At 34.2% G+C, this 22,444-nt stretch carries 18 protein-coding genes; 4 read left to right on the top strand and 14 right to left on the bottom strand.

The features are described 5' to 3' along the window. Positions 1 to 2: 2 nt before the first annotated feature. The 9 genes from ACOOWA_RS01520 to ACOOWA_RS01480 form a co-directional block, all read right to left on the bottom strand. On the bottom strand, positions 3 to 1,103 hold the full coding sequence (locus ACOOWA_RS01520; RefSeq protein ID WP_421372770.1) for a DegT/DnrJ/EryC1/StrS family aminotransferase: 1,101 nt from the start codon (positions 1,101 to 1,103) through the stop codon (positions 3 to 5). After that, a complete protein-coding gene (locus tag ACOOWA_RS01515) occupies positions 1,096 to 1,563 on the bottom strand; it encodes an acyltransferase (protein WP_421372769.1) in 468 nt (155 codons plus the stop codon). Before ACOOWA_RS01515 ends, ACOOWA_RS01520 begins: the two co-directional genes overlap by 8 nt. After that, positions 1,553 to 1,957 (bottom strand): sugar 3,4-ketoisomerase, encoded by a 405-nt coding sequence (locus ACOOWA_RS01510; protein WP_421372767.1) that lies wholly within the window; start codon positions 1,955 to 1,957, stop codon positions 1,553 to 1,555. The genes ACOOWA_RS01515 and ACOOWA_RS01510 overlap by 11 nt, the downstream gene beginning before the upstream one ends. A 15-nt stretch (positions 1,958 to 1,972) precedes the next feature. Continuing rightward, complete coding sequence (locus ACOOWA_RS01505) at positions 1,973 to 2,950, bottom strand: hypothetical protein (RefSeq protein WP_421372766.1); 978 nt, start codon at positions 2,948 to 2,950, stop codon at positions 1,973 to 1,975. Positions 2,951 to 2,987: 37 nt separating this feature from the next. Further along, on the bottom strand, positions 2,988 to 4,238 hold the full coding sequence (locus tag ACOOWA_RS01500; protein WP_421372765.1) for an ABC transporter ATP-binding protein: 1,251 nt from the start codon (positions 4,236 to 4,238) through the stop codon (positions 2,988 to 2,990). 68 nt (positions 4,239 to 4,306) lie between these two features. Next, complete coding sequence (locus ACOOWA_RS01495; RefSeq protein WP_421372764.1) at positions 4,307 to 5,164, bottom strand: ABC transporter permease; 858 nt, start codon at positions 5,162 to 5,164, stop codon at positions 4,307 to 4,309. A gap of 172 nt (positions 5,165 to 5,336) precedes the next feature. Continuing rightward, a complete protein-coding gene (rfbA, locus tag ACOOWA_RS01490) occupies positions 5,337 to 6,200 on the bottom strand; it encodes a glucose-1-phosphate thymidylyltransferase RfbA (protein ID WP_421372763.1) in 864 nt (287 codons plus the stop codon). Positions 6,201 to 6,209: 9 nt separating this feature from the next. Then, positions 6,210 to 7,289: a dTDP-glucose 4,6-dehydratase gene (gene rfbB, locus ACOOWA_RS01485; protein ID WP_421372762.1), complete on the bottom strand. Its 1,080-nt coding sequence runs from the start codon at positions 7,287 to 7,289 to the stop codon at positions 6,210 to 6,212. 127 nt (positions 7,290 to 7,416) lie between these two features. Further along, positions 7,417 to 8,727: a UDP-glucose dehydrogenase family protein gene (locus tag ACOOWA_RS01480; RefSeq protein WP_421372761.1), complete on the bottom strand. Its 1,311-nt coding sequence runs from the start codon at positions 8,725 to 8,727 to the stop codon at positions 7,417 to 7,419. Positions 8,728 to 9,002: 275 nt separating this feature from the next. Here ACOOWA_RS01480 and rimP point away from each other — a divergent pair, with 275 nt between their 5' ends. The 3 genes from rimP (at position 9,003) to infB (ending at position 13,823) form a co-directional block, all read left to right on the top strand. Then, complete coding sequence (gene rimP, locus ACOOWA_RS01475) at positions 9,003 to 9,470, top strand: ribosome assembly cofactor RimP (protein WP_421372760.1); 468 nt, start codon at positions 9,003 to 9,005, stop codon at positions 9,468 to 9,470. Between the two features lie 15 nt (positions 9,471 to 9,485). After that, positions 9,486 to 10,721, top strand: coding sequence for a transcription termination factor NusA (gene nusA / locus ACOOWA_RS01470; protein ID WP_421372758.1), 1,236 nt, complete (start codon positions 9,486 to 9,488; stop codon positions 10,719 to 10,721). Positions 10,722 to 10,799: 78 nt separating this feature from the next. Next, positions 10,800 to 13,823 carry a translation initiation factor IF-2 gene (gene infB, locus ACOOWA_RS01465; protein ID WP_421372757.1) on the top strand — a complete coding sequence of 1,008 codons (3,024 nt, stop codon included), beginning with the start codon at positions 10,800 to 10,802 and terminating at the stop codon, positions 13,821 to 13,823. Between the two features lie 262 nt (positions 13,824 to 14,085). Here infB and ACOOWA_RS01460 read toward each other — a convergent pair whose 3' ends face one another. The 5 genes from ACOOWA_RS01460 to ACOOWA_RS01440 all read right to left on the bottom strand — a co-directional run bounded on the left by ACOOWA_RS01460 (position 14,086) and on the right by ACOOWA_RS01440 (position 18,867). Further along, positions 14,086 to 15,021, bottom strand: a complete 936-nt coding sequence (locus ACOOWA_RS01460) for an IS256 family transposase, variant Zn-binding type (protein ID WP_421374627.1) — start codon at positions 15,019 to 15,021, stop codon at positions 14,086 to 14,088. Between the two features lie 201 nt (positions 15,022 to 15,222). Then, on the bottom strand, positions 15,223 to 15,933 hold the full coding sequence (locus ACOOWA_RS01455; RefSeq protein ID WP_421372756.1) for a hypothetical protein: 711 nt from the start codon (positions 15,931 to 15,933) through the stop codon (positions 15,223 to 15,225). Positions 15,934 to 16,131: 198 nt separating this feature from the next. Then, the gene (locus ACOOWA_RS01450; protein WP_421372755.1) at positions 16,132 to 16,329 is read right to left on the bottom strand and encodes a hypothetical protein; all 198 of its coding nucleotides are present in this window, start codon (positions 16,327 to 16,329) and stop codon (positions 16,132 to 16,134) included. 114 nt (positions 16,330 to 16,443) lie between these two features. Further along, positions 16,444 to 18,360: a S8 family serine peptidase gene (locus tag ACOOWA_RS01445; RefSeq protein WP_421372754.1), complete on the bottom strand. Its 1,917-nt coding sequence runs from the start codon at positions 18,358 to 18,360 to the stop codon at positions 16,444 to 16,446. 294 nt (positions 18,361 to 18,654) lie between these two features. Beyond that, positions 18,655 to 18,867, bottom strand: coding sequence for a hypothetical protein (locus tag ACOOWA_RS01440; RefSeq protein WP_421372753.1), 213 nt, complete (start codon positions 18,865 to 18,867; stop codon positions 18,655 to 18,657). 694 nt (positions 18,868 to 19,561) lie between these two features. Here ACOOWA_RS01440 and ACOOWA_RS01435 point away from each other — a divergent pair. Continuing rightward, the gene (locus tag ACOOWA_RS01435) at positions 19,562 to 22,435 is read left to right on the top strand and encodes a SusC/RagA family TonB-linked outer membrane protein (protein WP_421372752.1); all 2,874 of its coding nucleotides are present in this window, start codon (positions 19,562 to 19,564) and stop codon (positions 22,433 to 22,435) included. Positions 22,436 to 22,444 lie beyond the last annotated feature (9 nt).

Genomic DNA, 22,444 nt, shown 5'->3' with positions numbered 1-22,444 from the left:
TTTTAAAAACTATTTAAAACATCAATTACTTTCTGTATTTCTTCGGCTTCCATTACAGGACTTATCGGCAAGCTTAAAACCTCAGTGTGAATTTTTTCTGTAATTGGGAAAGATAAATTATTGTAATATTGATAAGCCTTTTGCTTATGCGGTGGAATCGGATAATGAATTAAAGTCTGAACACCGTTTTCTGTAAGATATTTTTGTAGCTTGTCTCTTTTTGCAGTTCTGATTACAAAAAGATGATAAACGTGTTCTTTCGGTTGAGAAGGTAAAATGGGCAAAATGATTTTGTCATTTTTTATTCCGGCAACATACTGCTCGGCGATTTTTCTTCTTTTATCATTATCTATATCTATATATTTGAGTTTTACATCCAAAACCGATGCTTGAATTTCGTCTAATCTACTGTTTAAACCTTGATATTTATTGATGTATTTTTCTTCAGAACCGTAATTGGCTAAAGCTCTTATCGTTTTTGCCAATAAATCATCTTTACAGGTTACTGCACCTGCATCGCCCAAAGCTCCTAAATTTTTCCCGGGATAAAAGCTAAATCCTGCAGCATCACCAAGGTTTCCAGATTTTATTCCCTGCCATTCTGTGCCAATTGCCTGTGCATTATCTTCAATAATTTTCAAATTGTATTTTTTTGCCAAAACTTCCAATTCTTCACACCAAGAGATTTGTCCATACAGATGAACCACCATGATGGCTTTTGTTTTTTGGGTAATTAAAGCTTCAATTTTTGATATATCCAAATTGTAATGATCAATATCCGGCTCTGCGAAAACAGGTTTTAAACGGTTGTCGGTAATGGCTAAAACAGAAGCAATATAAGTGTTTGCAGGAACGATTACTTCATCTCCGAATTTTAACTGACCAAGTTCTAAATATGCTTTAAAAATAAGTCGAAGCGCATCTAAACCGTTTGCGACACCAATTGCATGAGGAGAACTAATATAAGCAGCTAAATTTGCTTCAAAATTTTTCACTTCATTCCCCAAAAGATACCATCCACTGCGAAAGGTTTCTAGTAAGCGAGTTTCTATTTCAGCTTGATACTGAAGGTTTATTTTCTGAAGGTCAAGGAATTTAATCATATATGTTTTTTAAAAATTTCGCTGGATTTCCAACCCAGATTTCATTGGCAGGAATATCTTTAGTAACTACACTTCCAGCTCCCACTAAAGCATTTTCGCCAATCGTCACACCACCCAAAATAGTGGCATTTGCACCGACGGAAGCACCTTTTTTCACCAAAGTTTTTTTCATGTCGTACTCTGTGTTTTTGGAACGTGGAAAAAGGTCATTGGTGAATGTTACATTGGGCCCGATAAAAACTGAGTCTTCTAAAGTTATTCCGTCCCAGATCTGAACTCCAGGTTTTATGGTGACATTATCTCCTATAAAAACTTCATTCTCAATAAAAACATTGCAGTTGATATTGCAGTTTTTACCTATTTGCGCATCTTTTAGAATAACACAAAACTGCCATACATATGTACCATCTCCCATATTAGAAGATTGTACGTCAGCTAATGGATGAATTTTAATGCTCATCTTTTAGTTTTAAAAAATTTTCATAATCTCTTATATAGTCTGCTTCACTATATTTTTCTGAAGCCAGGCAAAGCAAAACAGCATTGTGAGAAAATTTAATATCTCTCCAAATGTGTTTGGGAATATAAAGTCCTTTTTCTGGACTATCTAAAACGAATTCAGATTTGTTTCCCTGTAAATCTTCTGTCGTAAAAGTGATTGTTCCTGAAACTGCTACAATTACCTGCTCCAAAGCCAAATGGGCATGACCGCCTCTGGTAACATCTTGTGGTGTAAAATAAGTCCAGTAAACCCTCTGCACTTCAAAAGGAATGTTTTCAAAATTTTCAGCAACGGAAATGTAGCCTAAATTGGGCGATCCTATTTTGCTGAAATTAATATAATGTGGAGACATAATGCAAATATTTCTTTATCTTAACTGTTCTTTAGCGCCTTCTATCCCTAATAAACTCTGCACTTTTTTTCCTGCATCATCCATTTTATAGATTAGTTCTCTTGTATCGCCTTTTACAAGTGCAATCTCTTCGGGAACAATATTACAATTATTGATAATGTTGGGAATACTTAATTCTAGTCTGTAACCATCTACAAACTTTTCGTTTAAAAATTCTGGTTTAATATGTATGGTTGGGTTCAAAGTATCTACCGTAACTCTATTTAATTTCGTAAGTAAAAGCTGAGAGTGAATAGGACTGAGACCTATTTTCATCAATTTTTTTTTCCGCATATACTGAAATCCGTTTTCTTCTAACGTTACCGGATTATGATAAGCGATTTTTTTAAGATGCTTTAGTAATCCTTTTGAGTGGTAAATTGTACCATCTACAGAAAAAGGGTAGGTCCAGTGATGAATTTCTTTATCTGCATAATAATCCCACTCGTAATAGCCTTCTTTTTTCTGAACAAACGAAGGGTGACCATCCAGATTTCCTCCTACATACATTCTGTATGAGGCATTTTCTGGGTTTTTTCTAATGATTTCAAAAACTTTCTCAGGGATAACAATATCTTCTAAAAAAACGCCGTCATCTGTGTTGAACATTACAAATTCACAATTGCTTTTTTTAATTTCTTTTTGTACTAAACCTTTGAAATTGTCGGAGGTTTTTTTCATAAAATTTCTTTCTAAAAAAAAAGCTCGATATTCTTTTGATCGAAATGTATCAATGTAAGATGGGTCGAATAAAACTTTTTTTCTTTCGGAAAAGTAAATATTGCTGAATGTAGCGTATTTTTCTTTCAATAAGTCATACCCTTTTTTATGCTCCCCGGAAGTATGATAAATAACAATAAGTTTATAATCAATCTTGAAACGGGCAATAACAGACTTTATCAGATAATCGAGCTGCATTGCTCTGTTGTAAGAGAAAATAATGTTCAAAACCATGATTTGAAAAATTTAATTAGCCGTTGTTTTAAAACTATTATAGTTTTTTAATTGTAGATTTAATAATGGGGAATATTACCCCTGGAGATTTTATTATTTCGCCAAATTGGTTTCTTATTCCGTTTATTTCAAACCCGAATGCTTCTGTTTTAAATGCTACTTCAGATCTATTTATTCCCCAAAACATTTCAAAATAATAACTATCTTCATTTAAAGTGTTGGCAGGAATTTCAAATATGACGAAATATGAACCATCGTCACCTGTCGATGAGATCATAATTCCTGTACTCATTACAGTAACTTCATGCGAATTTCTTAAATAAAAAGATAAATCGAGTGTTGAAGCTTTAATGTTACTTGTAAATTCTATATTTACACGAGCACCAGATGTTATATTTAAAACATTTCCTTCAATCGGGGTAACAGAATATTTATTGATAGAAATATTTTTGTTTTCAATTATAAAATTATCTTTCAATTTATCGTAAGAGGAAATATGGCCGCTTTTTTTCTGATATTCTACGATACATTTATCGATAGAATCTTGTATTAAAACATTACCTTGATCTAGTAATATTCCTGTTTTGCAGAGCTCGTTTACAGCAGCCATATTATGACTTACAAACAATACAGTTCTTCCTTCACTTTGCGTAACATCTCCCATTTTTCCCAGACATTTTTTCTGAAATTCAGCGTCACCTACAGCCAAAACCTCATCAACGATAAGGATTTCAGACTCTAAATGTGCAGCAACAGCAAATGCCAAACGTACATACATTCCGGAGGAATATCTTTTTACAGGAGTATCGATATATCTTTCGACACCTGAAAAGTCTACAATTTCGTCAAATTTTCGGGTAATCTCTTTTTTGGTCATTCCTAGAATAGCACCATTGAGAAAAATATTTTCACGACCAGTCATTTCAGGATGAAAACCGGTTCCTACTTCCAAAAGGGAAGCTATTCTTCCGTTGGTATATATTTTTCCGGTGGTGGGTTTGGTAACTTTACTCAGAAGTTTTAGCAGAGTAGATTTTCCGGCACCGTTTCTTCCGATAATTCCTACGGCGTCGCCCTGCTCAATTTCAAAATTAATATCACGAAGAGACCATACATATTCTGAACTTCCTTTAGAAGATCGGTCATTGGTTTCACCAATCTTCAGATAAGGATCTTCTTTGCCTCTCACTTTATGCCAGAATCGGTTTAAATCGTGAGTTAAAGTTCCTGTACCCACTTGTCCGAGACGGTATTGCTTTGATATGTTATCAGCTTTTAGTGCAAGCATGTGTTTTTAAGTTTAATTTCAAAGTTAATTTAGTGACATTTAATCATCACTCATCATCATTACTGAAGCTATACAGTATCGATAAAAGATTTTTCAGATTTATTGAAAATTACAATTCCCGATAGAAGTACAACAATAATAAAGGCAAAGCTGAACATCAATCTGACGAAGTTGAAATCTCCGGAGCCGATAAATCCGTATTTAAAACATTCAAAAATGGGTGTTAATGGATTAAGGTCAGCCAAAAAACCATAGCTTCCTAATTTCTGCTTCACCAAAGAGGTAGGTAAGATCACCGGTGTAAACCACATGAATAAGCTTACGCCAAAGCCTAATAATAACGATAAGTCTCGATATTTCGTAGTAAGAGAAGAAAAAATCATCCCTAATCCTAATGAAAACAAAGCGAGAAAAATAATTAAAACAGGAAAGAAAAATGCCCATGAATTAGGATGAACCTCGTCCTTAGATATGTAATAAATCAAAACGATCCAAAACAGTACGAGCTGAATTCCCAAACGCATAAAGCTGGAAATGATCGTCGAAATAGGGGTTACGAGTCTTGGAAAATATACTTTACCAAAAACACCTGCGTTGCCGGCAAAAACATTGGATACACTGAGCATTGTAGTACTGAAATATCCCCAAAGTGTATTGCCTGCAAGATAAAATAGGATAGGCGGTATGCCGTCTGTAGGCAGATTGGCAATTCCTCCGAATACAAGGGTAAATACAATAGTCGTTAAAATAGGATTGATAAAAAACCAAAGCGGGCCTAAAACGGTTTGTTTGAAAGATGAAACAAAATCTCTTTTAACAAACATCAACACCAGATCCCTATATTGCCAGACTTCATTTAAATTAAGCCTGAATAATGAGTGATGCGACTCTATCGTTTCTGTCCACCTTTGTTGGGGGTCATTCATTTGTGGGGAATTTTTTACAAATTTAAAATAATTTATTGATTTGCAGTTTCCTGAATCATGAAATGTTCTTTATATTCTCGTAAAAATAGAATTAATTTATGAAAATGTAACGTACCTGCAAAAAAAAGCTACTGACTGCAGGTCAATAGCTTGATGATCTTAAGATAAATTTTTATTTTGAAACTAATTTTTTCAGATACTCACCATATCCGCTTTTTCCGTATTTAGTTGCAGTTTCCAGAAGTTTTTCTTCGTTGATGAATCCGTTTCTGAAGGCAATTTCTTCAATACATCCGATTTTGAAGCCTTGTCTTTTCTCAATGACGCTTACAAATTCTGAAGCATCATTTAAAGAATCAAAAGTTCCTGTATCCAGCCAGGCTGTTCCTCTGTCTAAAACGCCCACTTCGAGTTTTCCTTTGCTTAAATAAACATTGTTTACGTCAGTAATTTCAAGTTCACCTCTTGGAGAAGGCTGAATGTTTTTGGCAATTTCTACCACTTCGTTATCGTAAAAATACAATCCGGGAACTGCATAATTTGATTTTGGCTGTAGTGGTTTTTCTTCAATAGAAACTGCTTTGAAATTATCATCAAACTCTACAACTCCGTATCTTTCAGGGTCTGAAACATGGTAAGCAAAAACAACACCGCCATCAGGATTGGTCTTGTTTTTCAATAAAGTTCCCATTTCAGAACCGTAAAAAATATTATCTCCTAAAACCAAAGCTACGGAATCATTTCCAATAAACTGGTCTCCTAAAATAAAAGCCTGCGCTAATCCGTCCGGACTTGGCTGCACCACGTATTCTATATTGCAGCCAATTTGCGAACCATCACCCAAAAGTTTGATGAACCCTGCCTGATCGTGCGGAGTAGTGATAATCAAAATATCTTTTATTCCTGCCAAAAGCAATGTGGAAAGAGGATAATAAATCATCGGTTTGTCGTAAACCGGCATTAACTGCTTGCTTACAGCAATTGTCAATGGAAAAAGTCTCGTTCCGGAACCGCCGGCTAAAATAATACCTTTCATCGTGTGTTATTAGTTGTATTGTTTTTCGTAATATTTCTGATAATCTCCGCTCGTCACATTCTCCAGCCATTCTTTATTTTCCAGAAACCAGTCGATTGTTTTTCCTAATCCCTGTTCGAAGGTTACAGAAGGTTTCCAGCCGAGTTCAGCATTTAATTTTGTAGCATCGATTGCATAACGTTTGTCGTGACCGGGTCTGTCTTTTACATAAGTAATTAATTTTTCTGAATGTCCTGCAGGATTTCCTAGCTTTTCATCCATTTGTTTAATTAATTCTTTCACCAAATCAATGTTTTGCCATTCGTTGAAACCGCCGATATTGTAAGTTTCTCCGGTTTTAGCATCATTGAAAATCTGGTGGATCGCTTTTGCATGATCGATAACAAATAACCAGTCTCTCGTATATTTTCCGTCACCGTAAATTGGTAAAGGCTTTTCATTAATAATATTTGAAATACAAAGCGGAATTAATTTCTCCGGAAAATGATTCGGGCCGTAATTATTCGAACAGTTTGAAATGATAAAAGGCATTCCGTAAGTGTTTCCGTAAGCTCTCACCAAATGGTCTGAAGCTGCTTTTGAAGCCGAATACGGAGATTGAGGGTCATAAGATGTTGTTTCAAGGAAAAACCCTGTTTCGCCCAAGCTTCCGTAAACTTCATCTGTGGAAACATGATAAAAGAGATGGGTTCTTTTTTCATTGGGAAATCTTCCGTGAGTGTGATCCTCGTTCAAGGTCCAGAATTCTTTGCAGAGATTCAGAAGATTGGCAGTTCCGTTTACGTTGGTATTGATAAATGCCATCGGATCTGTGATACTTCTATCAACATGACTTTCTGCTGCCAAATGAATCACGGCATCCGGATTATATTTTTCAAAAACCTTTCTTAATTCTTCAGGTTTTGTAATATCTGCTTTTTCGAAAACGTAATTGGGTTCGTTTTCAATGTCCTTTAAGTTTTCAAGATTTCCGGCATATGTAAGAGCATCAAGATTAATGATGGTTGATTCAGGATTGTTTTTTACGAATTCTCTTACAACGTGTGAACCGATAAAGCCCGCTCCTCCAGTGATGATAATGTTTTTCATTAGAATTATGCTTTTCTATTTCTTGCACAGATTTTTACTGTGGCTATTTTTCTTTAATTGTCCATAGGTTTTACCTATGGCTATTCATATTAAATCCTTTGGGTTCTTGTATGAAACGTTTACCTTCTTACCGAATAGTTCTACGTCCAATAGATTTATAGTAAAACCCGTTTTGCTCAGGAATTTCCAGAGGGTACATATTTCTTCCGTCAAAAATAGCTTTATTATTCATCTTTTTAGCCATCATATCAAAGTTAGGATTTTTAAATTCCGGCCATTCTGTAGCAATAAATAAGGCATCTGCTCCTTCCAATGCATCGTACATCGTATTCGCATAAGATATTTTGTCACCTAATAATTTCCTTACATTATCTTCAGCAATGAGGTCGTAAGCCACTATTTTTGCGCCTTTTTGAAGAAGTAATTCGATATTATCTAAAGAAGAAGCTTCTCTGATGTCATCAGTATTAGCTTTAAAAGCCAATCCCCATATTGCAATGGTTTTTCCTTCAAGATTTCCTCCGAAATATTTTTCAATTTCAGAAACAAGAATCACTTTCTGAGAGATATTCACTTTTTCAGTAGCTTCTAAAATCTGAAAATTAAAATCATCATCTTTTCCGGATTTAATTAAAGCTTTTACGTCTTTTGGGAAGCAACTTCCTCCATATCCGATTCCGGGGAATAAAAATCGATGACCGATTCTGTCGTCACTTCCCATCCCTAATCGTACTTTGTCTACATCGGCGCCAACTTTTTCACAATAATTGGCAATTTCATTCATAAACGTAATTTTTACCGCTAAAAATGAATTGGCTGCATATTTTGTAAGCTCGGATGATTTTTCATCCATCGCTATAATTGGAATTCCGGTATTGGTAAATGGCTGGTAAATTTTAGCCATAATATCTTTTGCTTTATCGGAACTTGATCCTATAACAACTCTCGCAGGATTCATCGAGTCTTCTACAGCAAAACCTTCTCGTAAAAACTCAGGATTGGAAACAACATCAAAACCAATTGTTGTTTTTGCTGCAATCGTTTCTCTCACTTTGTCGGCTGTTCCTACAGGAACTGTACTTTTATTAACGATAACTTTATATTCCGTCATCATTTCACCAATATCATTAGCTACTTTTAGAACATACGATAAATCTGCCGAACCGTCTTCTCCGGGTGGAGTAGGTAGTGCCAGATAAATAACCTCGCTTTTATCTAAAGCCTCTTTTAAATTGGTGGTGAAAAATAATCTTTCTGCCTGAATATTTCTCAGGAACATTTCTTCAAGATTTGGCTCGTAAATAGGTACGATGCCGTTTTTCATTCCTTCTACTTTTTTTTCATCGATGTCAACACAATAAACCGAATTGCCAAGTTCTGCAAGGGTAGTTCCTGTAACCAAACCTACATAGCCTGTTCCTACTATTGTTATATTCAAAATGTATGTTTTTATAAAATTTGTGACAAAAATACTAAAAATTGTTTCACAGTCTTTTTAAATGACTAATAACTTATTAAATATCACGCATAAATGTATTTATGATGTTGTAAACTTTTAAAGCTGAAAATTTTGGCAAATTCTATTGTATTGATTATGAAGTCTGTTTGTGTATTTTATAAAATTGTCATATATTTGCATAAGATTTACGGAAAAAATGGGAAGGCTTCGAAGAGAAAGCCTTTTTTCGTACTGGTAAATCAGCATTAAATAATATGGAGTTTAGAAAAAATATTGAAACATTATTGAATGATTTTCTTCAGACGAGAGAAGATTTATTCTTAATTGATCTGAAGTTTTCTGCGGGCGACGATATTACCGTAATCTTGGATGGTGACCATGGTGTTACTGTACAGGATTGTTTGGATGCAAGCCGCGCAATCGAGTTTAATATGGATCGTGAAGAGCATGATTTCAGTCTTCAGGTAATGTCTGCGGGATTAAGCGAGCCACTTTCGATGCCGAGACAGTTTCAGAAAAACATCGGTAGAGAAATTGAAATTTTACTTGCTGATTCTTCTACGATAGAAGGAGAACTTGCAAAAGCAGACGAAGAAAAAATTACTCTTGTACTGCGTTACCGAAAACCGAAAGAAGTAGGGAAAGGTAAAGTAGATGTGGAGGAGGAAAAAGAAATTTCTTACTCTGAGATAAAGAAAGCATTGGTAGTACTTAAATTTTAAAAGAAAAAAAGATACATGGATAATATAGCGTTGATTGAATCATTTGGTGATTTTAAAGACGAAAAAGGGATCAGTAAAATTGATCTGATGGCAATCATTGAAGATTCTCTTAAAACTTTATTGAGAAAAAGATTTGATTCTGACGATCACTTTGATGTAATTGTAAATCCTGATAAAGGGGATTTTCAGATATTTTTAAATAAAACAATCGTAGAAGACGAAATGTCCGAAGACGATGATCTTGAGATTGAAATTACGGAAGCAAAAAAAATCGATCCTACTTTTGAAGTAGGTGAAGATTTTACAATGGAAATTCCGGTGGCTCAGTTAGGAAGAAGAAATATTTTGACGCTGAAACAGATTTTAGCAACAAAATTGCAGGAGCATAACAACGCCATGTTGTATGAGCAGTTCAGAGACAGAATCGGGGAGATTGTAATTGGTGAAATTCACCACATTCGTCACAAACATGTCATCTTGTTAGACGATGAAGGGAACGAATTTATCTTGCCTAAAGAAAATCAAATTCCTTCAGATTTCTTCAAAAAAGGAGAAAACATCAGAGCGATTGTTGAAACGGTAGATTTTAAAGGCTCAAAGCCACAGATTATCATTTCAAGAACAGCCCCGAAATTCTTAGAAAAACTTTTGGAATTAGAAATTCCGGAAATTCAGGACGGTACAATTATGCTTAAAAAAGCAGTAAGAATTCCTGGTGAAAAAGCGAAAATAGCAGTGGATGCTTACGACGATAGAATCGATCCTGTAGGAGCTTGTGTCGGGGTGAAAGGTTCTAGAATTCATGGTGTCGTAAGAGAATTGAGAAACGAAAATATAGACGTAATTCAATGGTCTAAAAACCCTGAGATTATGGTAAAGAGAGCTTTAGGAAACGTTACCATCAATAAAATTGAAATCAACGAAGATACAAACTATGCATTGGTTTATACTCCGGTTGAAGAGATTTCTAAAGTAATCGGTAAGCAAGGGCAAAACATCAGATTGGCTTCTTGGCTTTCTGGATACGAAATAGACGTTTTCAGAGAAGCTAGCGAAGATGATGATGTAGACTTGAAAGAATTTAATGATGATATTGAACAGTGGATTTTGGATGAGTTTAAGAAAGTAGGTCTTACAACTGCAAAATCTGTGTTGGATAAAGATACGGCAAGTCTTTTGAATATGGTAGACTTGGAAGAGGAAACTATAGATGACGTAAAGCGTATTCTGAGAGAGGAATTTGAAGATTAATATTTAGAAATAAATTTTAATAACAGTAAAAAAGAATACTTTAATTTTAAGAATTAAAAAAAACAGTAAATAATATAGATGCCAAAAATAAGATTAAATAAAGCGGTTAAGGAATTTAACATATCAATGTCTAGGCTGGTAGAGTTTTTACAGTCTAAAGATATTGTGGTTGAAAACAATCCTAACGCTCAATTAGAAGAAGCGGCATATTCTGCATTGGAAGCTGAGTTTGCCAAAGATGGCGAGCAGCGTAAAGCTTCCCATGAGGTGGTTATTTCTAAAGTTCCGGAAGAAAAACTGGAAATGGAAGAGAAAAAAGCACCTGAAGTAATAAGAGCTAAAGCTAATACAAAACCAGAAACCAGAATTTTAGGCAAAATTGATCTTGAGCCTAAAAAATCTGAACCTGTAGCAGAAGAACCAACTCCTGCACCAGCTGCGCCTGTAGAAGAAAAAAAAGAAGATAAATCAGAAGCGAAGGAGGTGAAAGAAGAGGTAAAAGCTACTAAAGAAGAAGCACCGGTTTCTGAAGTTAAAGCGACTCCTGAAAAACAGGAATTTAAAGTTTTAGATAAAATAGATTTATCTCAGATTGAAGGAAACAGAAACAGACCTGCAAGAAAAGACAAACCTAAAACAGAAGAGGTAAAAGCAGAAGTTGCGAAACCTGCTGAACCCGTAAAAGAAACACCAAAGCCGGTTGAAAAACCTGTAGAAAAAGTGGAAGAGAAAAAACCTGAATCTACACCTGAAGAATCTCAGGAATCTCAGAAAATAGAAACTGTTTATCAGAAACTTGATGGTCCTAAGATTGTTGGTGAGAAAATTGACTTAACTCAGTTTGCACCAAAACCAAACGCAGGAGCGAAGAAGAAAAGAAAAAGAATTGAAAAGCCGGGTGGTCCGAACCAAAACAACGGGAACAATCAACAAGGCGGAAATAATCAGCAAGGCGGGCAAAACCGTCCTCAGGGTCAGAATGGTCCGGGAGGAAACCGTCCACCAGGTCAGGGTAGTGGTTATCAAGGTAACAGACCAGCTGGTCAGGGTGGTCAAAACCGTCCGGGTGGTCCACAAGGAAATAGACCTCCGGGTCAGAATGGTCCGGGTGGAAATCGTCCGGGTGGTTCCGGTCAAGGTGGAAACCGTTTCGGGAACAACAACAGACCGGGTCAAAGAACGATGCCTGTTGAATTAACCGACGAGCAGGTTAAAAACCAGATCAAGGAAACTCTTGAGAAATTAACCAATAAAGGAGGTAAGTCTAAATCTTCTAAACACAGAAAAGACAAAAGAAGTTACCGTAGAGAACAAGACCACCTTCAGCAGGAAGCAGATGCAAGAGATACTACGCTAAAAGTTACTGAATTCATCACTGTTGGAGAATTGGCAAGTTTGATGGATGTAAGTGCAACAGAAGTTATTTCTGCTTGTTTCTCTCTTGGAGTAATGGTGACAATGAACCAAAGATTAGAAGCTGATACTTTATTGTTGGTAGCTGACGAATTTGGATATAAAATTGAATTCTCGGATGCTGATCTTGAAGATACAGATTCTGAAGACGATATCGATACAGAAGAAAGCCTATTGCCAAGAGCACCGATTGTTACTGTAATGGGACACGTTGATCACGGTAAAACTTCATTGTTGGATTACATCAGAAAAACTAATGTTATCGCAGGTGAATCTGGAGGAATTACTCAGCACATCGGAGCTTACAACGTGAAGCTTGAAAATGGCCAGAGAATTACATTCTTAGATACACCGGGTCACGAAGCCTTTACCGCGATGAGAGCGAGAGGTGCACAGGTTACCGATATTGCAATTATCGTAATCGCTGCCGATGATGATGTAATGCCTCAAACAAAAGAAGCAATTTCTCACGCACAGGCTGCAGGTGTACCGATGATTATTGCAATCAATAAAGTAGATAAGCCGAACGCAAACCCGGATAACATCCGTCAGCAACTTTCCGGAATGAATATTTTGGTAGAAGAGTGGGGTGGAAATGTACAGGCACAGGAGATTTCAGCTAAGATGGGTAATAATATGGATCTTTTATTAGAGAAAGTATTGTTACAGGCAGAAATGCTTGAATTGAAAGCTAATCCAGACCGTGCTGCAAATGGAGTTGTCATTGAAGCATCTTTAGATAAAGGTAGAGGATATGTGGCAACAATGTTGGTACAGACCGGAACTTTAAGAGTAGGAGATTATGTAGTAGCCGGTAAAAATCATGGGAAAGTAAAGGCTTTGCTTGATGAAAGAGGTAAAAACCTTGAAGAAGCCGGTCCATCAATTCCTGCAACAATTTTAGGTTTAGACGGCGCACCTACCGCAGGTGATAAATTCCGAGTATACGCTGATGAAAGTGAAGGTAAGGCTATTGCAAACAAGAGAGAGCAGCTACAGAGAGAATTATCAATCAGAACTAAGAAACATACAACTTTAGAAGAATTAGGTAGACGTATTGCATTAAGCCAGTTTACAGAATTAAATATTATCCTTAAAGGTGACGTGGATGGTTCTGTAGAAGCACTTTCTGATCAGTTACAGAGATTATCGACAGAAGAAATCAGCGTAAAAATCCTTCACTCAGGTGTAGGACAGATCACTGAATCTGATATCAACTTAGCGGCAGCATCTGATGCTATTATCATTGGATTCAACGTAAGAGCCGGAGCTAATGCTAAAGATCTTGCAGACCGTGAAGAAATCGAAATCAGAACATATTCTGTAATCTATAAAGCGATTGACGAAGTGAAAGAAGCGATGGAGGGAATGCTTTCTCCGGAAATTCAGGAGCAGGTAATCGGTAACGTTGAGATCAGAGAAGTATTCAAAATTTCTAAAGTAGGAACTATTGCAGGTTGTATGGTTCTTACCGGAAAAGTAACAAGAAACTCTAAAGTAAGATTACTAAGAGACGGTATCGTGAAATTCGATGGTGAATTAGAGAGTTTGAAGCGTTTCAAAGACGATGTAAAAGAAGTTACCAAAGGTTACGAATGTGGTCTGAACCTTAAAGGTTACAATGACATTGAGCAGAACGATATCCTTGAAGTTTACGAAGAGGTTGCTGTGAAGAAGAAATTGAAGTAATTTAATTTTGTTAATATATTAAAACTGCCCGTATCTTTTGATACGGGCAGTTTTTATTTTTAGGTAATGTGGTCAGAAATAGTTGGTGTTTTTCCCAGAAATAATTCGTAATATTTGGCTGTTGATTGGAAGAGGAAATGAGCAATGCTGAGGAGCAACTCATCAGCAATACAATCAGCGCTGTAAACAATAGTTTAGAAGGATGGTTTTGCCATCCTTTTTTCATTAATTATTGGAACAGCTCCATGGCTAAAAAAAAACCTTACTTCTTTTGGTTCTTGTAGAAAAGATACCACTGGATGAACTTTTTTCTCCTGCTTTTCGTAAGCCCTCTGTGAATATTTAAATTTCCTTTCAAATGACCAAAAAAAGACTCAATTCCGTTTGTTGTTTTTGGGATTTTAGGATTTTGAAGAAAAGTGAACATATTAGGCAAGACTTTTCTGATAACAGAGAAACACCTTCTGACCATTTTGTGAGTATACCAATATCTACCGGTTTCCGGGCTGTAGAATTTTTCATCAATAAAATCTTTATGCTTGTCAAACCAATCCAAAAACTCTTTTATCCAATACTGTTTTTTAGATTCATTATCAATGAAATGCAGTTTGCAGACAATTTCCCGCAGTTCAAACCCCACATTCGACTTTGGATAGGTAGAAAGCCATATTTTACACATCCTCTGGATATGAACCAAACACCTTTGAACAGGAACCTTCGGGCAGACTTTTCGGATGGCTTTGAGTAATGATTTATCGCCGTCGCAGGTTATTCCGCCGATTTTTATTCCCAAACTAAGGATGTTTTCCAGGTCTTCCTTCATCTCCTCATAATTTTCCCCGTCAGTAATCCTATAAAGTTGGGTTTGTTTAAAAACATTATCTCTGAAAACAACCAGACAAATTTCATTTGAAAAATAGATCCCATCAATCAGCAAATAAACTTCCTTGTTTTGGCTGTAGGTCAGCTTAGGAACATTTCCAAGCATCACGTTAAAATATCTTTGAAGACTACTCACCGAATATCCCGATTCTACTGCAATCTGCTCATAAGTTTGTTTGCCAATAATCCATTTTTTAAACCAAATTTCTTTGTTTTTCAAGCTCACAGATTTGTTTTCTGAAGTAAAATAAATACCACAATTTTTACATTTATAACGACGTTTGCCATTTTGTTTACCCCACGAAATTACCTCCAGACTTTTGCAACTCCAATAACGATTTTTTTTGAATTTTCAGCCATAAAAAAAGTTTATTGAAACAAAATTCAATAAACTTCCTGTATTATCAGTAATAATCGGCAATACAAACAATTTTACCAACTATTTTTGACTATAAAACCTTTGTTTCTAAGATTTGAATTTAATAAAAGGTTGCTTAAATTTGGTAACCTCTTATTTTTATTGATTTAAAAAAGTAACTAATTTTTTTAAATCTTCTTCTTTATCAAATTTGATTTTATTTTCCTTAAAAAATACTTCAAGAGAATCTTTTTTTTCTGGAAACTGATCTATAATTTCTTTTTTGTTTCTAGGATTTTTAATAAATCCTTTTTCTGTCTTTAAATAATATACAGGATCTAAAAGCTTAAATGATGCTGCTTTATCACTAGCATAAGAATTTGCTGCAGGTATTGCATCTATAAACTTTGTTCTAATTTTTTTATAAAGAGAGATATTATTATGATTTACAATTTCAAAAAAATATCCTTTTAAGTTATCATTTGTTTCTAGAAAAACAATCGTCTCTTTTGGAGAATACAATTCGATTCTATAAAACTTAACTTCTTTAGGTAAAACAAGTGGCTTCCCATCTTTTTGAAATTCTATTTCATCTAAATAACTATTGTATCGAACTGCCGTTTTCTCATAATCTTTAGCGACAGTTGCATCACGAAAACCTTTATCTAAATATGGGCTGCCAATAATTTCATCATATTTTAAAGATTTTCCAGAATTTTCCGACTTAACACCGAAAACAGCATGATCTCCTCCTAAGCTATTCACAGATAATGTTGAAGAATAGCTTGACTGATACCCATTTGGAGTATAATTTTGAGCAAAATTGAATATACCCAAAAATAAGGACTGGTAAATATATATTTTTCTCATTGTAATGAATAATTTATAATTATAGTGTCAAAGATAAAATATTTATTAATATAATTTAAATTATATTAATAAATATTTTGTTAATATAATGTATTTTTAATTTTTAGGCTGATATTAGGACAACCTATTGTGCATTTAATAGAACTTATTTTATATTTAAATTGTAATCTTATTGATTGAAAAGAAAACTTGAGTTTTTTATTTCTTCATAAGACCCTCTATCAAATTGTTTTGAGCTTCTACCAAACTCGTAATATCCTGCTGATTTTTGATAATGCTTGCCAGCAATTCTTCTGATACAGTATTATTGATTATTACTTCACCTTCGATATACCCAATAGATTTATCATTATTAGTTTGAACAATAGATTTTTCATCTAGAAGATCCAGTTGCATGATGATGACAATTTTTTCTTTTCCAAAAAATGCCGGAATTTAATGAATATAAAAATCCGCCTCACTTGGTGGTTGTGAGACGGATTCTTTTCTTAAGAGAAGAATTAAAATGATTTAATCCTTTATGAATTTGAAACTTTTGATTTCTCCTTTTTTAGTTATAAAATTAGCTAAATAGTTTCCTTTTACCAACTCACTTATGTTAATTGTATTGTCAACTAATTTATATGTTAATACAAGTTTTCCAGAAACGTCATAAATGTTAATAAGCAAATCTTTATCCTTTTCATTAATCTTAATATAATTCTTTGCTGGGTTCGGGTAAAAATCAACTTTACTATCATTTGCTTTAATTGCCTCACTTGTTGAAAGGGTTGAAAGATTATCCGATGTAGCAATTAAAGTAAAATTTTGGCTACCTCCAGATAAAGTTCCTTTATGGGTAACAGTAATAGTATAAGTTCCTGAAGGATTATTGATGTCTACTCTTTCAAAATTGTCTACATCATTCGTTGTCGTATTAGTAGCTGGACTATATGGTGCTAGCATTCCTTCAAGTTTCCAAGGGTAATAATTAACTCCATCTTTTGTTACCTTTATATCAAGGTCATTGACTAGATACTTAGTTGATGGATCGTTTGTGCCAGAGTTGGCTACAGGTGCTTGAGGATCTGTCCAAGAAATTGATATTTTTAGAGGATTTGTTCCGGTAGCTGTAATTGTTTTTGTATAAGTAGCGTTGTTAGCTAATGTTAGTTCATCAATAATACTTTTGTTTGTAGTTGTTGAATTTCTATTCTGAATTGTTATAGCAGCTTTTTCAGCATTTACTAAACCCCATCCATACTCATAATCAGGACCTGAAAAAAATCCAGTTTCATCTGCGGTATGCAAAATGAGCCCTTTAGCAGTCGCAGCCTTCATGTAATTTGAATATAATTGATTGTAATATTGCTGTACCAATAAGACTACTCCTGTAATTCCGGGAGATGCCATAGATGTTCCAGACATAAATCCTGTTGCGGTATTAGATGTAGCCAATGTAGATCTTACATTGACTCCTTTCATTGAAATATCTGGCTTTATTCTGCCATCATCAGAAGGTCCCCAACTGCTAAAACTTGACATTACAACACTAGAAGGACCAACGTATTCATCTACTTGTTCAACGGCTGCAACCGTCATAACATTCTTTGCATTACCATGACCAAATATCATATCGTAACCAAACTTATTAGCTATTTGTGTAGACCCTGGAGCGGTTGTTTCATTTCTGCTATTTCCAGCAGAAAAAACAGGAAGGTAAAACGGGTTATTATAACATATTTCATCAATCTGCTTAGCGCGACTATCATATGCTCCATAAAACCACACACTACTCAAAGCACCGAATCCATATGAGTGATTTGAAACTAAAAGACCGTTTCCAGCCTCGCCTAACATTTCAACAAGATCACTATTCCAATCGTAAGAAATACCAGATGCGTTAAATGCTAAACCTTTTACAGATGGTAAAACACCTTTTGCTAATATAGTTCCCATTACATGAGTTGCGTGAGCAGCATAGGTAGAGCCATCAGCATTAGTTATTTTGCTAGCGGAGCCATTCATAAATTCCTGATGAGTCTCTCGTATGTTACCACCATCCCAAACTCCAGCAATCATATTTTGTCCTTGTATGTTTAAGCCCAATGTACCACCACTATAAAGTTTGTTGGCTCTCGCTGTAATTCCAGCTCCTAAATTATCTGTTTTTGCGTATATCATATCACCATTAGGTAATATATCAATTAATTCCTGTATGCCAAATTCTCCAATAGTTAAGCGTTTTATATATGAAGGATTTGAATTTAAGAAATTGTTTAACCTTGTTCTTCTGCTAATTTCGCCCTCATTAAGTGAGGTTAGTAGCTTTTGGTTGGCCAATTTATTAGAATATGATGATATCTTCGAGCGTTCTTCTTTAGTTTGAGAAAAAGATTTTGCAGAAAATAAACAAAGTATAACCGATAAAAATATAGTTTTCTTCATTTTTTTAAAAATTTTAGCAAATATACATAAAATCCTTATCAAATAAATATCTAATAAAGAATTTCGTTTTTCTCTAATTATATGACATATTTTAATTGAAATTATTACATGTAGTTAACTATTTGCAAAACACATACAATTTATATTAAAATTTATTGTATGTGTTTTGCAAGAAGTATTTATTATTTAACCAAATCTTTTTGTAGATAAAGTGTATTTAAATAATATACAAATTTAATTAAATCTTCCTCTTTATTGAATTTTATTTTATTTTATTTGACCTGAAAAACATGTTTATTTCATTATTCTTGCTATTGTTTGACCGAAGAATATCCGTTTCATTTTTTTGTTTTTTTTATAAAAGAGCCATCTGAGATTTGTTTTGATAGTAGCTGGCTTTTCTGAAGTATAGGAATTTGGAGTTGGTACAGCATCTTTGAAATCAGTTTTAATTTTCTTATATAAACTATTTTTTCCATTTATTAATTCAAAAAAATATCCACTCATGTAATAGTTTGTATCAACTAATACAAATGCTATTTTAGGTCTTTCAATTTCAATTCTAGAAAAATTGATTCTTTAGGTAGAACCTTTGTCTTTCCATTCTTTTGAAATTTTATTTTATCTTTATAAGAGTTGTATCTTATTGGAATAATTTCATAGCTGTCAGCAAGCAACATTTGCCTGATAAAAATTTGCATCTAAATATGCTGAGCCATTTATATCTTCATATTTGAGGGATTTTCCTGATTCTGATTTTACTCCTCCAAAAACTGAATTATCACTTAATATTTAATTCACAGATATTGTGTGTTGGGCATGTAATTTTAACATTATCACAAAGAATACTGCCGAGATTATTTTTTTTACTTGAGATTTCTTGGAGTAGGAGCAAATTTTATTCTAAAATAGATAGGGGTATATTTTACAATTAATTTCAATTAATAATTTTGCAAGCATTAATTTATAATGATTCTAGATAATAAATTAATTACCAATAATTAAGTGTTAAAATTAATATCAGTATGAAAATACCTTGAATTAAATGTTTTTTTTTTATATTATTATTGCTAAATTGTATGTATATGAATGAAAAAATAATACTTTTCAAAAAAAAAACTACTTGTTTGTCTAAAAAAACTTGCAAGTGTTAATATTTATTAACATATTTGCTCATTAAAAATATTAAAATTTTGTTAATATGAATGTTAAACTAAGTGTATTAAGTGCTGGAGCGTTGTTCTTTTTAGGGCAGGTTGCTTTTGCGCAGACAACAAAAAATGATACCATTCCTCAACAGGAACAGAAAATCGAAGAAGTTGTTGTTTTGGGATATAGTAAGACGTCTACAAAGGCTAAATCTGTATCATCATCTGTTACAATCGGGTCTGAAACATTGGAAAATAGACCAAATATTTCAGTTCTGAATTCAATTCAAGGAACAGCACCAGGTATTGTTGTGAACTCTGCATCTGGTTCTCCAGGTTCCGGAAAGTTTAATATCTTAATTAGAGGTTTAAGCTCATTAAATGGTTCTACAGATCCATTATTTGTTGTAGATGGTATTATTACTTCTTCTACGCAATTCAGAAATCTTAACTCTTATGATATTGATACTTTCAGTATACTTAAAGATGCTCAGGCAACAGCGATATATGGTAACAGGGGAGCAAATGGTGTTGTAGTAATTACAACAAAAGGAGGTAAATTTAATTCTGGTTTAAGAGTATCTTATGATGGTCTTACATCGTTTTCATATATGCCAAAACCTGATTATAATATGTCTAATGCTAGACAGTTGTTGCAAATTCAGAAAAATTATGGCGGCGGTGGTTTTGCTGTTGAAAATAATTTATCTCAAAGTGATATAGATAACTGGGGAATTGATACTGATTGGAATAAAGAGTTTACAAGAACAGGTATTTCTCAACAGCATAATGTTTCAATTAGTGCTGGAGGTGAAAACTTGAATAACTTTATCTCTTTGGGATACTTGGATAGTGAAGGGATTGTGAAAAGTACTGATTTTAAAAGATTCACTTTAAGGAATAATCTTAGTGGTAAATCTAAAGATAATAGATTAACTTTTGGAACAATTTTAGGTTTAGGTTGGTCTAAGAGAAATCAGCTTGACGATGAGACCAACACTGCAATTAATGCTAACGTAATCCAGAATCCACTATTTGGAGGAGTGTTATCTCCGTCATTTTTGGCGCCATCGCCGTATGCTAATGGTAGAGAGCTTTTTAATGCTATTGGAACAAACTCAGTAGTTGCTAGACCATACGTTCTGTATGATAATATTATGGGGGGGGTAAGAAACCGATTTACTGAAACCAGCATTAATGCTAACGGTAATATTAATTACAAACTTACAGATTGGTTAAGTGTTGGGAACAGAACGGGAATTGAGTATAAAGAATACGGAAGAACTTTTGCAAGAAGTGCAAATGGATATCTATCGTTAGCTGTAGCTGCAGGTCAAGCTGCAGAGTTTGGAGGATCTGAATCGTTTACTACTCAAAGAGATCTTACTTTTAATTCAATTACAAATATTAGTTTTAATAAAACTATTGGTGAAGATCATACCATTTCAGCATCAGCTTTTATGGATTATATTAAAGTAAACTGGAGCCAATCTATACAAACTCAAAATGGTCTAAATCCTTTGAACTGGGCTTTTGGTGCAGGAACAGGTTATGTACCATTTAACCCAGCAACTCCTAACATATATAGACCAACAGTTTCAGCACTGAAAGTTACTGCTGGAACATTAGCGTATTTCGGTACATTAGACTACGATTATAAAGATAAGTATGGAGTTAGTGGAGTTGTAAGAAGAGACGGATCTTACAGATTTGCTCCTGCAAACAGATGGGAGACATTCTGGTCAGTAGGTGCGAGATGGAATATTGATAAAGAGAATTTCATGGAAGGTTCAGGATTTGATCTTTTAAAATTAAGAGGATCAGTTGGGACAACAGGAAATCAAAACCTTTCAACTCCTGCAAATAATAATAATCCACTAATTCTTAATCCAAACAACTTCTTAGATCTTTATACAAGTAATTCAGGTTACCAAAACTTACCTGGATTTGCAATATCAAATTTAGCAAATACTGCTCTAAAATGGGAACAAGTGACTCAATCTGATATTGGTTTAGATTTTAAGTATAAAGGGATTGTTGAAGGATCATTTGATTACTACGAAAAGAGAACTGATAGATTATACGGGCCGATAAGCGTTTCTCCAATTACAGGTGTTTCATCAATAATTGGTAACACCGGTAGAATGGATAATAAAGGTGTTGAAGGTCTACTAAGGTTCAATATAATCAGAAAACAAGATACAAGATTATCGGTATTTGTAAATAGTGCTTACAATAAAAATAAAATTATTTCTTTAGTAACAGAAGATATTGTCAATGGTGATAATAACGATGGAATTGGTGGACCTGCTAGTCAATATTATTTATATCCTTATTTGGGGGTAGATCCTACTGATGGAGAACAATTATTTTTAGATATCAACGGTAATACAACAAAAACACCAACAGCTAATGATAGGAGAGCGACAGGAAAATCTCCTTATGCTAAATTTACTGGAGGATTCGGATTTAACTTCGAGCATAAAGGGTTATTCTTCGACACGTTATTCTCTTTCCAACAAGGAGGATATATTTATGATAACTTATATTCTTGGGTAATGGATCCTTTCTATGCTGCAAATAATATTAATGTTTCTGCAGACTTGCTAAATGCCTGGTCACCTACCAATACAGGATCAAATATTCCATCTCTTACTGCAAATAACGCTGGTTTAGAAGGGCAGTCTGATAGATTCTTATATAAATCAGATTTCATCAGACTTAAAAACGTGTCATTAGGTTATAACTTCTCTAAAAGCAGATTAGGTAATTTGCCAGTAAAATCAATTAAAGTGTTTATTCAAGCTGAAAACTTATTGACTTGGTCAGATTGGAAAGGCTTTGACCCAGAGCCAGTAACTACTTATTCATTAAATGTATATCCTAACCCTAGAACAGTATCAGTAGGGATGAATGTAGATTTCTAAAAATTTTAA

Origin of the sequence: Chryseobacterium sp. GP-SGM7, from assembly GCF_049166575.1 — a bacterium.
Classification (GTDB): Bacteria; Bacteroidota; Bacteroidia; order Flavobacteriales; family Weeksellaceae; genus Chryseobacterium.
The sequence above is the reverse complement of the archived record's forward strand: the minus strand, read 5'-3'. Positions and strand labels throughout refer to the sequence as shown.

Excerpts from the sequence above, each read along its gene's own strand:
- ACOOWA_RS01520 (WP_421372770.1), bottom strand. The coding sequence starts at position 1,103 with ATGATTAAATTCCTTGACCTTCAGAAAATAAACCTTCAGTATCAAGCT.
- ACOOWA_RS01515 (WP_421372769.1), bottom strand. The coding sequence starts at position 1,563 with ATGAGCATTAAAATTCATCCATTAGCTGACGTACAATCTTCTAATATG.
- ACOOWA_RS01510 (WP_421372767.1), bottom strand. The coding sequence starts at position 1,957 with ATGTCTCCACATTATATTAATTTCAGCAAAATAGGATCGCCCAATTTA.
- ACOOWA_RS01505 (WP_421372766.1), bottom strand. The coding sequence starts at position 2,950 with ATGGTTTTGAACATTATTTTCTCTTACAACAGAGCAATGCAGCTCGAT.
- ACOOWA_RS01500 (WP_421372765.1), bottom strand. The coding sequence starts at position 4,238 with ATGCTTGCACTAAAAGCTGATAACATATCAAAGCAATACCGTCTCGGA.
- ACOOWA_RS01495 (WP_421372764.1), bottom strand. The coding sequence starts at position 5,164 with ATGAATGACCCCCAACAAAGGTGGACAGAAACGATAGAGTCGCATCAC.
- rfbA (WP_421372763.1), bottom strand. The coding sequence starts at position 6,200 with ATGAAAGGTATTATTTTAGCCGGCGGTTCCGGAACGAGACTTTTTCCA.
- rfbB (WP_421372762.1), bottom strand. The coding sequence starts at position 7,289 with ATGAAAAACATTATCATCACTGGAGGAGCGGGCTTTATCGGTTCACAC.
- rimP (WP_421372760.1), top strand. The coding sequence starts at position 9,003 with ATGGAGTTTAGAAAAAATATTGAAACATTATTGAATGATTTTCTTCAG.
- nusA (WP_421372758.1), top strand. The coding sequence starts at position 9,486 with ATGGATAATATAGCGTTGATTGAATCATTTGGTGATTTTAAAGACGAA.
- infB (WP_421372757.1), top strand. The coding sequence starts at position 10,800 with ATGCCAAAAATAAGATTAAATAAAGCGGTTAAGGAATTTAACATATCA.
- ACOOWA_RS01455 (WP_421372756.1), bottom strand. The coding sequence starts at position 15,933 with ATGAGAAAAATATATATTTACCAGTCCTTATTTTTGGGTATATTCAAT.
- ACOOWA_RS01450 (WP_421372755.1), bottom strand. The coding sequence starts at position 16,329 with ATGCAACTGGATCTTCTAGATGAAAAATCTATTGTTCAAACTAATAAT.
- ACOOWA_RS01445 (WP_421372754.1), bottom strand. The coding sequence starts at position 18,360 with ATGAAGAAAACTATATTTTTATCGGTTATACTTTGTTTATTTTCTGCA.
- ACOOWA_RS01440 (WP_421372753.1), bottom strand. The coding sequence starts at position 18,867 with ATGAGTGGATATTTTTTTGAATTAATAAATGGAAAAAATAGTTTATAT.
- ACOOWA_RS01435 (WP_421372752.1), top strand. The coding sequence starts at position 19,562 with ATGAATGTTAAACTAAGTGTATTAAGTGCTGGAGCGTTGTTCTTTTTA.